Origin of the sequence: Providencia sp. R33, assembly GCF_019343475.1 — a bacterium.
GTDB lineage: Bacteria > Pseudomonadota > Gammaproteobacteria > Enterobacterales > Enterobacteriaceae > Providencia.
In genome coordinates this window covers 3,312,752-3,325,182 of the sequence record NZ_CP072453.1, presented here as the reverse complement: position 1 = coordinate 3,325,182, position 12,431 = coordinate 3,312,752, and the positions used below count along the sequence as shown (strand labels likewise).

The following is a 12,431-nucleotide window of genomic DNA, read 5'->3' as shown; positions in this document are numbered from 1 at the left end:
GCAGCGTAGAATAGCGGCGCTTAATCTTGAGATGCTAAATTAGAGATTGGCTCTCACCACTTACATTAATTTTTTGGAGTTTATTATGTCTCTAAGTAATGAAGCGAAAGCTAAGATTGTTGCTGAGTTCGGTCGCGGTGAAAATGACACTGGTTCAAGCGAAGTTCAAATCGCTCTGCTGACTGCTCAAATCAACCATCTGCAAGGCCACTTTTCAGAGCACAAAAAAGATCACCACAGCCGTCGTGGTCTGCTGCGTATGGTTGCACAACGCCGTCGCTTACAAGCTTACTTGAAAGGTAAAGATATCGCACGCTACACAGCTCTGATCGAGCGTTTAGGCCTGCGTCGCTAGTCTTTGCTCTAAATAATTCGAGGTGCAGCTAGGCGACAAGTGAGTGAGATACTAGGAGCATGCATAAGTATGTGACTAGTACGAGTGAGTGTAGTCAACAACGCTGCAACTTGAAGTATGACGAGTATAGTCAGTTTCAGTGAAAAGGGGCCCTGGCCCCTTTTCTGCTAAAAGTTATTTTGAAAGTTGAAGTAATACTCGAATTGTACTTAACTTAAATGTTAAGCTATAAATCGTAATTAACTGTTTTAGTATGCCTCTTCGCTACATCCGATTCGCGCGGCTAATGAGAACGTTGATGACTGGAATATCAATCTTCTCATTAGTCGCGAGGCTGTAGGAAGAATAAGCCAATGCTACCCGAGATGCTCAGGTGGCCTTACAAAAAGGGTATTATTGTGTTAAATCCTATTGTTCGTAAATTCCAGTACGGTCAACATACCGTCTCGATTGAAACAGGCATGATTGCTCGTCAAGCATCAGCCGCAGTTATGGTTAACATGGATGACACCGCAGTATTTGTGACTGCCGTGGCACAGAAAAAAGTTAAAGAAGGCCAAGATTTTTTCCCTTTAACGGTTAACTATCAAGAGCGTACTTACGCTGCAGGCCGTATCCCAGGTAGCTTCTTCCGTCGTGAAGGCCGTCCTGGTGAAGGTGAAACGTTAATCGCTCGTTTGATTGACCGCCCACTGCGCCCTCTGTTCCCAGAAGGTTTCTTGAACGAAATCCAAATTATTGCAACCGTTGTGTCTGTTAACCCACAAGTTAACCCAGATATCGTTGCGATGATCGGTGCATCTGCGGTATTAGCACTGTCTGGTGTTCCATTCAATGGCCCAATTGGTGCTGCGCGTGTTGGTTTTATCGATGACCAATATGTTCTGAACCCAACAGCAGATGAACTGAAAAAAAGCCGCTTAGATTTAGTCGTAGCGGGTACTGATAACGCAGTATTAATGGTTGAGTCTGAAGCTGAACTGTTAAGCGAAGAGCAAATGTTAGGTGCGGTGGTATTTGGCCACGACCAACAACAAGTTGTTATTCAAAACATCAATGAATTAGTTAAAGAAGCTGGCAAAGAGAAATGGGATTGGCAGCCAGAGCCAGTTAACCAAGCTCTGCATGACCGCGTTGCTGCATTAGCAGAAAGCCGCATGGGTGATGCTTACCGTATCACTGAGAAACAAGAACGTTACGCGCAAGTTGATTTAATCAAAGATGAAGTTATCGCAACTTTAGTCGCTGAAGACGAAAGCATTGATGTATCTGAAGTATCAGATATTTTAGCGAACTTAGAAAAACAAGTGGTTCGTACCCGTGTTATCCGTGGTGAGCCGCGTATCGATGGCCGTGAGAAAGACATGGTTCGTGCACTGGACGTTCGTACGGGTGTTTTACCACGTACTCACGGTTCTGCACTGTTTACACGTGGTGAAACTCAGGCACTGGTTACCGCAACTCTGGGTACAGAGCGTGATGCACAGGTTATCGACCAATTAATGGGCGAATACACTGACCGCTTCCTGTTCCACTACAACTTCCCTCCATACTCTGTTGGTGAAACAGGCATGGTAGGTTCACCTAAACGTCGTGAAATCGGTCATGGCCGTTTAGCGAAACGTGGTGTGTTAGCAGTCATGCCAGATCACGCTGATTTCCCATACACTATCCGTGTTGTGTCTGAAATCACTGAATCTAATGGTTCATCATCAATGGCGTCTGTTTGTGGTGCGTCATTAGCACTGATGGATGCAGGTGTACCGATTAAAGCCGCTGTTGCAGGTATTGCAATGGGTCTGGTGAAAGAAGGTGACGATTTCGTTGTTCTGTCTGATATCTTAGGTGACGAAGACCACTTAGGTGATATGGACTTTAAAGTTGCTGGTAGCCGTGAAGGTATCAGTGCACTGCAAATGGACATCAAAATCGAAGGTATCACACGTGAAATCATGCAAGTTGCTTTGAACCAAGCAAAAGGTGCGCGTCTGCACATTCTTGGTACAATGGAACAAGCGATTAATGGCCCACGTGAAGAAATCTCTGAATTTGCACCACGCATTTATACAATCAAAATTAATGCAGACAAAATCAAAGATGTCATCGGTAAAGGTGGTTCAGTGATCCGTGCGTTAACGGAAGAAACTGGCACAACGATTGAAATCGAAGATGATGGTACTGTGAAGATTGCAGCAACTGATGGCCTGAAAGCGAAAGAAGCAATTCGTCGTATTGAAGACATCACCGCTGAAGTTGAAGTCGGTCGTATTTACCCAGGTAAAGTGACGCGTATCGTTGATTTCGGTGCATTTGTTGCAATCGGTGGCGGTAAAGAAGGTCTGGTACACATTTCTCAAATCGCGGATAAACGTGTAGAGAAAGTGACTGACTACCTGCAAATGGGTCAAGAAGTTCCTGTTAAGGTATTAGAAATCGACCGTCAAGGCCGTATTCGCCTGAGCATGAAGGAAGCGGTTGCACCAACTGAAGAACAGGGTGCGCAGCCACAGGACTCAGCAGAGTAAGCTGACCTAAAAAACAGCGCTCTACTTCGGTAGAGCGCTATCGGCCAATTAGGCTGAAACGATAATTTGTAAAGTGTGGTAATGTAAGGACGGAGTATGCTGAACAGTATCTGTCTTCGGGTGAGAGATTATCGCACGCTCCCGCGTGTGCTCTTGGCGCTTATCTTTTTTGTTATTATTGGATGTAGCAGCAAAGATTGGCGAAAGAACGAGGTGTTTGCCGTTCCACTTCAGCCTTCATTACAACAAGAAGTGATATTGGCGCGCATGGAACAAATCCTTGCGAGCCGATCTTTAACCGATGATGAGTACGCACAGCTTTTATATGAGCGCGGTGTGTTGTATGATAGTCTCGGTTTAAGGGCGCTGGCACGTAACGATTTTTCGACTGCGTTAGCCATACGTCCTGATATTCCTGAAGTTTTTAATTTTTTAGGGATATATTTTACGCAGGCAGGCAATTATGATGCTGCCTATGAAGCGTTTGATTCTGTTTTAGAGCTTGATCCAACTTACAATTTCGCGCGGATGAATCGTGGCATCGCATTATATTACGGTGAACGGTACAAACTAGCGCAGGATGATCTGCTGGCGTATTATCAGATAGATCCAAATGATCCTTTTCGTACTCTATGGCTTTATCTCGTCGAGAAAGACATAGACCCGCGTATGGCGCAAGATAATCTTGCAGCCCGCTACAACCAAGCGGAGAAAGGGCAATGGGGCTGGAATATCGTAGAATTCTATCTTGGCAATATCAATGAAGATACATTGATGGCGCGATTGAAAGAAACATTTACGGATAACACTTCGCTCGCTGAGCATCTCAGTGAAACTAACTTCTATTTAGGTAAACATTACCTAAGTCTGGGGGATAAGGATAGCGCAGTTGCGTTATTCAAACTGACGGTAGCTAACAACGCTCACAGCTTTGTTGAACACCGCTATGCATTGTTGGAATTGGCGCTGTTAGGCCAAGAACAAGACGACCTTTTAGAATCGGGCCAGCAATAGCTGACGAACATTTCATTGAAAAAATTTTAAGTCATCATCCTTCTGGGTGACGGCCTATTTGTTCGTTTAATAAACACAATTTGAGCCAGTTCACATTTTAAATGAAAATGACCGAAATGATTTTCCGATGGTTATGTAAACTGGCTGCCATTAAGTATGAGGCACCTTTACATGACTACTGAGACCGATATTTCTTTTGCTGAGTTAGGTTTATCAGCACCTATTTTGACTGCACTGAACGACCTGGGATACGAAAAACCTTCTCCAATCCAACAACAATGTATTCCATTGTTAATGGATGGCAACGATGTATTAGGTATGGCACAAACAGGTAGCGGTAAAACTGCTGCATTCAGTTTGCCATTACTGCAAAACATTGATGCAGATTTAAAAGCACCGCAAATTTTAGTGCTTGCACCAACACGTGAGTTAGCTGTGCAAGTTGCGGAAGCAATGAGCGATTTCTCTAAACATATGAATCGCGTAAATGTTGTTGCCCTGTATGGTGGTCAACGTTATGACGTGCAATTACGTGCATTACGCCAAGGTCCACAAATTGTTGTGGGTACACCGGGTCGTCTGCTTGACCACCTGAAACGTGGCACGTTAGATTTATCTAAATTGAAAGGCTTAGTCTTAGACGAAGCTGATGAAATGCTGCGTATGGGCTTCATTGAAGATGTTGAAAACATCATGAGCCAAATTCCAGCAGAGCACCAAACTGCACTGTTCTCTGCAACAATGCCTGAACCAATTCGCCGTATTACACGTCGTTTTATGAAAGATCCGAAAGAAATTCGTATTCAGGCAAGCATTACAACTCGTCCAGACATTGCTCAAAGCTATTGGACTGTGTCTGGCATGCGTAAAAATGAAGCGTTAGTTCGTTTCTTAGAAGCAGAAGACTTTGACGCAGCGATTATTTTCGTGCGCACTAAAAATGCAACTTTAGAAGTCGCTGAAGCGTTAGAACGCAATGGCTACAACAGTGCTGCACTGAACGGTGACATGAACCAAGCACTGCGTGAGCAAACGTTAGAGCGTTTAAAAGATGGCCGTTTGGATATCTTGATTGCGACTGATGTTGCAGCGCGTGGTTTGGACGTTGAGCGTATTAGCTTAGTCGTTAACTATGACATCCCAATGGATGCAGAGTCTTACGTTCACCGTATCGGTCGTACTGGTCGTGCAGGTCGTGCAGGTCGTGCATTACTGTTCGTTGAGAACCGTGAGCGTCGCCTGCTGCGTAACGTTGAGCGCACAATGAAGCTGACTATTCCTGAAGTTGAACTGCCAGATGCAGATCTGCTAAGCCAACGTCGTCAGGCGAAATTTGCTGAAAAAATTCAACAGCAATTAGAAAGCAGCGATTTAGATCAATACCGTTCACTGTTAGCGAAAATGTCCCCATCTGAAGATGTCGACATGGAAACATTAGCAGCGGCACTGTTAAAAATGGCACAAGGTGAGCGCGCGCTGATCCTGCCACCAGATGCACCGCGTCGTCCACGTCGTGAATTCAACGACCGTGATGACCGTCGTCGTGATGGTGACCGTCGTGATCGCAATAGCAACGGCAACGGTTTCGACCGTGCAGAACGTGGTGAGCGTGGCGGCCGTCGTGAGCGTCGTGACGTTGGCGATATGGAAATGTACCGTATCGAAGTTGGCCGCGATGATGGTGTGGAAGTTCGTCACATTGTTGGTGCGATTGCTAACGAAGCTGATATCAGCAGCCGTTACATTGGTAATATCAAATTGTACGGAACTCACTCAACAATTGAATTACCAAAAGGTATGCCAACTGATGTGTTAACACACTTAAGTCGCGCACGCATTTTGAATAAACCAACGCAAATGCAACTGGTCGGTGATGCACAGCCATTCGAACGCCGCGGTGGCGGTGAGCGTCGTGGTGGTCCACGTCGTGAAGGTGGTAGTGAAGGTGGTTTTGGTGCAGGTCGTCGTAATGACCGTGGCGGTGAGCGCGGTGGCGAGCGTCGTGGTGGTGGTGAACGCCGTGGCGGTGGTAACCGTGACCGTGGTAACTCTGCTCCACGTCAAGAAGGCAATACTGCAGCTCCACGTCGTCGTAGCAGCAGCCATAACGCATAATAGTTTGGTTTTATCGGGATTAATTCCCCACTAAAACACAAAACCCGCATTTCTTTGGAGTGCGGGTTTTTTTATTTAAGATTGTTTAATCCTTCTTTCAAGCAGCCTTCTCCTTGCTTCACTTACTGTCATTACACGATTATTATCTACGTCATTTTTAGCAGCCATAATTAGTTTTAATAAAGCATTTGATTGTCGCGCTTTCAAATTGTTATGCATAGTAGAGAATCGTTTCCCATATTGTGATTTTAAACCAACCCCAGCGCCTCTTTTAGCGGCTTTAGGTAGCGGCGGCTGACAGGAATATGTTCACCAGAGCTGAGTACTAACTCAGCTTGCCCGCTATCACCAAACAAAATTTCATTAAGTTGGGTCATATTCACCAAATATTGCCGGTGGCAACGCACCAGCGGGGTGCGCGTCTCTAATGTACGCAGTGTCAGTTCAGTAAAGCCTTCTTGTCCTTGTGTACTCATTACATAAACACCGCTCATACGCGATGTGACATACAAAACTTCATCGAGCTTCATCAAGTAAATACGGCTATGGCCTGTACACGGAATAAATTTCAGCGGCTCATTGTTGCCCAGAAGTTCAAGGTTCTGCTTTTGCTTACCTTGGCGTAAGCGGTTTAAGGTTTTTTCGAGACGTTCAGGTTCAAGGGGCTTTAACAGGTAATCAAACGCATATTCTTCAAACGCTTGGATAGCGAATTCATTAAAAGCGGTCAAAAATACAATATAAGGGCGGTCTTCGGGATCGAGCATGCGCACCATTTCTAAGCCTGTTAGGCGCGGCATTTGAATATCAAGAAAGACCACATCAGGCTTTTTTTTATGAATGATGCCTATTGCTTCGATGGCGTTCGCACATTCACCAATAATTTCAATATCATCATGTTCTTCGAGTAAGCAACGGACGTTTTCCCGCGCAAGGGGTTCATCATCAACAATTAATACATTCATAGGGTTACATTATCATTATTAGGGTGCCGCCAAATACGGCAGGCGGATTTTCATTCGGGTAAACTTTTCCGGCTCATGTTCTACGCTAATGCCATATTGTTCGCCATATTTTAAGCGCAAGCGTTTATCGACCAAGCCCATTCCAAGGCCATCACTTTGTTTTGCAGGTTTATATAACCCTGCGTTGTCCTCTATTTCGATATACACATGTTCACTGCCGATATAGCTACGTATTGTAATGTATCCCGTCTCTAATAACTGTGAGGTACCATGTTTAATCGCATTCTCAACAAGGGGTTGCAAGGTAAATGCGGGCAGTTCGACGTGCTTGACCTCTTCAGGGATTTCAATATGGATTTGCAAGCTATCTTGAAAACGAGCTTTTTCTATCTGCAAATAGGCATTGATATGTTCGATTTCCTCACCCAAAGTGGCACTTTGCTCTGGGCGCTTGAGGTTATTACGGAAAAAGGTCGAAATATACTGAACCAACTGCCCAGCTTGTTGGCTATCTTTGCGGATCACCGCTTGCAACGTATTGAGTACATTAAATAAAAAGTGAGGATTGACTTGGGCATGGAGTAGTTTCACTTCCGATTGCAGCAGCGATTGTTTATTGCGTTCGTATTGCCCCGCTAAGATTTGAGCAGAAAATAAGCTTGCGATACCTTCGCCTAATGTACGGTTAATCGAGCTAAATAAGCTGTTTTTAGCCTCATATAGCTTTATGGTGCCAATCACGCGGTCATTTTCGCCCCGTAAAGGGATGACGAGGGCAGAGCCGAGTTTACACGTTGAACAAAGAGAGCATTTGTATGGTGTTTCATTGCCATCGGCATAGACAACCTCATTATTATCAATGGCTTGCCTTGACTGGCTCGATGAAATTTGTGTACCAGGTCGGTGGTGATCAGCGCCGATACCAATAAAGGCGAGTATTTTTTCTCGATCGGTAATCGCAACAGCACCAATTTCGAGTTCTTGATAAATAATTTTGGCGACTTTCATGCTGTTATCTGCATTAAAGCCTTTGCGTAAAATGCCCTCAGTGGTTAAGGCGATTTTAAGGGCTTGTGCAGAAAACGCGGTGGTGTATTTTTCCACAATTGCACGTCGGTCGAGTAAAATACGAATAAACATCGCAGCACCAATAGTATTTGCGACTAACATCGGCGCGACAATGCTTCTTACCAGCTCAACCGCTTCATCGAAAGGGCGAGCAAGTAGCAGAATAATTAACATCTGAAGCAGTTCAGCCACGAAAGTGGCACAGCTAGCGGTAACAGGGTTAAAAATTTTATTAATTTCACCGCGCTTCATATAGTAACGATGAACTAACCCACCAATCAACCCTTCCACAATGGTCGAAACCATACAAGCAAATGCGCTCATTCCCCCTAATGAATAACGGTGAAGACCCCCAGTAAAGCCCACGGCTACTCCCACAGCAGGGCCACCCAGTAAACCACCTAAAACCGCACCAATAGCACGAGTATTGGCGATGGAGTCATTGATATGCAGGCCAAAATACGTCCCGATAATACAAAAGACAGAGAAAATCAGGTAACACATCACCTTATGAGGTAAACGGATAGTGACTTTTAATAAAGGAATGACAAGCGGAGTGCGGCTAAGAGCCCAAGCGATAACTAAGTAGACGCACATTTGTTGGAGTAGGAGTAATATTAAGTCGAATTCGTACATGCTCGTCTATGCTCGTCATATTTCACATTGTGGGGGTGTTGACTGCGTTCGGTTACTCGGGTCACATACTTATGTATGCTCCCCGAGATATCCTCTCTGGTCGCCTACCCACAATGTGAACTATTTAGAGCATGGCTCATCGTATTACCCATTGTGGTAAGTAGAGAATTCGGCGATTTCACTACAGACTTTTTAGTGCTGTGTATGGGTAGAGTTATTCACCCAGGCTATCTATTTTTAGTATTTATTTTCTTCGTAATTATACCGTAAGTCATTGGTTAAGTAATCGACATTTGAATTAGAGCAATTCATCATTATTTGACATAAGAAAAAAATCGATTCAATATTAGACAAAGGCCTGCCTTTTCGTGATCTTGCGCACGAATTTATTAACGCTATACCTCATTTTCTTGTCATACTCTAGGGATAATAGTTTCCCCCGTTATTATTTAAGGTTCGCATAAATAATGAAAAAAAGAACAATAGTACTGATTCTGCTGATGCTTATCTTAATTGCAGCAGCGGCGTTATTTCATTCCCATAATCAATATTTATTGTTACAGGGAGAAGTGGATGCGCCGGAAGTGATTGTCACTTCAAAAGCCAAAGGCCGTGTGATGGAGCGGCATGTGGAGCGTGGGGACGATGTTAAACAGGGGCAATTGTTGTTAACCCTTGAAAGCCCAGAGCTACAAGCGCAATACGAAGCCTCTAAAGCAGCAAGAGATCAAGCCAAAGCACAACTCGACCAATCCCTAAATGGCACCCGTGCAGAAACCATTCGTGACCTACAAGCATCGTTAGCGCAAGCCAATTCACAATACCAAAATGCATCCCGTGAGTATGCGCGCTTAAGCAATTTAAAAAGCAAAGGCTATGTGTCAGCAAATGAGCTGGATAATGCACGTCAAGCCAAAGAGGTAGCCTCCTCACAAGTACAAGGGGCAAAAGCCCGCTTAGATGAAGGGCAGCACGGCGACCGTATTGAGCAGCGTCATCAATATGAAGCGGCTTTACAGCAAGAAGAGCAAAAATTGGCTGAAATCCAAGTGCAAATCGATGATTTACAAGTTAAAGCTCCTGTTGATGGTGAAGTTGGTCCAATCCCCGCAGAAATTGGTGAGTTATTCAACGCGGGTAGCCCGCTGGTATCACTGATCCGCCTGCCACAAGCGTATTTTATTTATAACCTGCGCGAAGATATTTTAGTTGGGGTGAAAAAAGGCGATAAAGTTCAGCTCGATATTCCTGCTTTAGGGAACAAAATGGTTGAAGCAGAAATTCGCTATATCGCGCCAAAAGGTGATTATGCGACGAAGCGAGCGACGCGTGCAACAGGGGATTTTGACTTAAAAACCTTTGAAATTCGTTTGTATCCTGTTGAGCCAATCGATGGGTTAAGACCCGGTATGAGTGTGTTATGGCACTGGGATAAGTAAAGGTGTTGCCATGAAATTAAAGTTCGCTTGGCACGGCTTTGAACATGCTTTTAGCCGCGAAACCCAAATGGCTATTCGTAGCCCTGTTTTTCACTGGTTGAGCTGGTTGTTCCCGTTGATGTTGTTTACGTTAGTTAGCGCTAACTTTTCTGAGGGAACCTTGATGGATCTACCCGTTTCAGTGGTGGATGACAATCATAGCCCCGTATCACGGCAAATTATTCGTGACTTGAATGCGGGCCCTCACGCTGATGTAAAAACAGTGGATGATAACCTCAGTACCTCACTTAAAAGATTAGCAAGTTCAAAAGATTACGCGTTATTGTATATTCCGCATAATTTTGAAGAGGATGTGCTGCGTGGCCGTCAGCCTGAATTACGGATGTATTACAATGCATTATTTTACGCATCTGGAAGCTATGCCATTCAAGATTTTAGTGGGCTGGTGGCGGAACTCAATGCGAAATACCGCCAAGAAATGGCAAAATCGATGGGAAAAGCCTTGCCACCGTTAGCGCAAGTGACGCTTTCCTATGACAGCCTGTTCAACCCAAGCGGCAGTTATATTTATTATCAACAGTTTGCCGCCACAATTCATATGCTCCAGCTGTTTGTGGTCACGGCGACAATTTACACCATGTCACGTGGTACGACTTTACAGAGTGTCAAACCTTTTGCCACCGCTTTGTTAGGGAAAATGGCACCTTATACCTTATTTTTCAGTACATTATTAGCCATTGAGTTGGCTGCATTAGTCACGATTTTTGACGCTAAAGTCATAGGGAACCCGCTGTATATGATTGTGGTTGGTTTCTTCTATGTGATAGCGGCGCAAAGTGTTGGGCTATTGCTCTTTAGTTTTACCTCGAGCGCCATCATGGCCTACAGCTTAATCGGGATGCTTGTCAGTATTGCATTAGCGTTCTCAGGGATGGCAGTGCCTGAATTAGCGATGATTTTGCCTGCACAGATTATTTCGAATATCGAGCCACTAACCCATACGCTTAATGCGATGTTCGATATCTTCTTACGGGAAATATCGTTTGGGCGGATAGTCGAGGTTTGTTTATTTTTACTGATTTACCCTGTTGTTACCGCTTTTTTAGTGCGTAAGCGCTTAGTGAAACGATTGGAAACCCAAGGAGGCGCTGCATGATGACCGTGTATTTTGCGACCTTCCGTAAAGTGTTACTTGGGATGTTAGAAAAACCCATGTGGTTGCTTCTATTAGTATCATTGTGTGTGATGAGTTTGGTGTATGCGAGACCCGTATTATGGGACTTACCTGTCGCAGTGATTGATATGGACCACAGCACGGCGAGCCGCGAACTGATCCGCGATTTAGATGCAACACCTAAAGTGCAGTTGCACGGTTATGATAACCTTGCGCAAGCTCGCCAAGATATGATTGCACGAAAACTCTTTGCGATAATTATCATTCCAACGGATTTTCAACAGCATTTATTAAGCGGTAAAAATATTACCGTACCTGTGTATGGGGATGCGACAAACCGCTTAGCGAGTGGGCAAATTCAACAGGAACTTTCTAAGGCATACCAAACATTGCTCAATGCGTATAACACGCAGTTATTAACTAAAGCGGGTTATAGCCAAGAGCAAGCGAAGGTGATTATCACCCCTGTACGCAGTGAAACAGAGCCCTTATATAACCCTGGGGTGAGTTTTGCGGCAATTATCTTTCCCGGTTTGTTGGTGATGTTATTGCAGCACTCCTTGTTGATTGCTTGTGTACGAGTGAGTATTGCAATTCGCTCTACTCCGAAAGGTAAGCCACCGTTGGCGGTTTATTTAGGCGCGTTATCAGCATTGATCCCAATTTGGTTATTTTTATCTACCGTATTTTTTGCCCTGTGGCCTTGGGTGTTGGGCTATCGGCAAGAAGCACCGTTGTATTTGATTTGGATATTTACCTTCCCATTCTTATTAGCGGTGCTTGGTCTTGGCAAATTAGTGACTGAATGTCTGCGCAGTGTGGAAATGATTTATTTAACATTGGCGTTTATTACCACGCCAGTGTTTTATATGTCAGGTACCATTTGGCCGTTGCAAGCGATGCCTGATTGGGTACGAATGATTGCTTCTGCACTGCCATCTACGTGGGCAACGAATGCCATGGCGGGCCTTAACCAAATGGGCCTACCGTTTAGCGATGTATTAATGGATATCGTGATGATGTTGACGCTAGGCGTGATTTATACCGTCATCGGGGTCTTTATTGGTATGTTGCGCGATGGGGAACTGCGTCATTTAACGCATGCGTTTAACCGCTGGCGCCGGCACCACCGCTAGGTTT

Annotated in this window: 9 protein-coding genes; 7 read left to right on the top strand and 2 right to left on the bottom strand. The window is 44.7% G+C overall.

What is annotated here, in order from left to right; all coding sequences use genetic code 11:
• Window positions 1-85: 85 nt before the first annotated feature.
• From rpsO to J6836_RS15515, 4 genes are all read left to right on the top strand, one after another.
• Window positions 86-355: a 30S ribosomal protein S15 gene (gene rpsO, locus J6836_RS15530; protein WP_219244874.1), complete on the top strand. Its 270-nt coding sequence runs from the start codon at window positions 86-88 to the stop codon at window positions 353-355.
• Window positions 356-753: 398 nt separating this feature from the next.
• Entirely contained in the window at window positions 754-2,880 is a 2,127-nt protein-coding gene (gene pnp / locus J6836_RS15525; RefSeq protein WP_219244873.1) for a polyribonucleotide nucleotidyltransferase, read from the top strand.
• A gap of 96 nt (window positions 2,881-2,976) precedes the next feature.
• Window positions 2,977-3,894 carry a lipoprotein NlpI gene (gene nlpI, locus J6836_RS15520; RefSeq protein ID WP_255586243.1) on the top strand — a complete coding sequence of 306 codons (918 nt, stop codon included), beginning with the start codon at window positions 2,977-2,979 and terminating at the stop codon, window positions 3,892-3,894.
• A 171-nt stretch (window positions 3,895-4,065) separates the two neighbouring features.
• Window positions 4,066-6,009, top strand: coding sequence for a DEAD/DEAH family ATP-dependent RNA helicase (locus J6836_RS15515; protein WP_219244872.1), 1,944 nt, complete (start codon window positions 4,066-4,068; stop codon window positions 6,007-6,009).
• Window positions 6,010-6,257: 248 nt separating this feature from the next.
• On the opposite strand, the gene btsR is transcribed toward J6836_RS15515, so the two are convergent.
• Entirely contained in the window at window positions 6,258-6,974 is a 717-nt protein-coding gene (gene btsR / locus J6836_RS15510; RefSeq protein ID WP_219244871.1) for a two-component system response regulator BtsR, read from the bottom strand.
• A gap of 18 nt (window positions 6,975-6,992) precedes the next feature.
• Window positions 6,993-8,678, bottom strand: coding sequence for a sensor histidine kinase (locus J6836_RS15505; protein ID WP_219244870.1), 1,686 nt, complete (start codon window positions 8,676-8,678; stop codon window positions 6,993-6,995).
• 467 nt (window positions 8,679-9,145) lie between these two features.
• On the opposite strand from J6836_RS15505, the gene J6836_RS15500 reads away from it, so the two are divergent.
• Genes J6836_RS15500 through J6836_RS15490 form a run of 3 tightly spaced genes read left to right on the top strand, consistent with a single transcriptional unit; the run spans window position 9,146 to window position 12,427 of the window.
• Complete coding sequence (locus J6836_RS15500) at window positions 9,146-10,117, top strand: HlyD family secretion protein (protein WP_219244869.1); 972 nt, start codon at window positions 9,146-9,148, stop codon at window positions 10,115-10,117.
• Between the two features lie 10 nt (window positions 10,118-10,127).
• Entirely contained in the window at window positions 10,128-11,273 is a 1,146-nt protein-coding gene (locus tag J6836_RS15495) for an ABC transporter permease (protein ID WP_219244868.1), read from the top strand.
• On the top strand, window positions 11,273-12,427 hold the full coding sequence (locus tag J6836_RS15490) for an ABC transporter permease (protein WP_219249531.1): 1,155 nt from the start codon (window positions 11,273-11,275) through the stop codon (window positions 12,425-12,427). Before J6836_RS15495 ends, J6836_RS15490 begins: the two co-directional genes overlap by 1 nt.
• The last annotated feature ends 4 nt before the right edge of the window (window positions 12,428-12,431 follow it).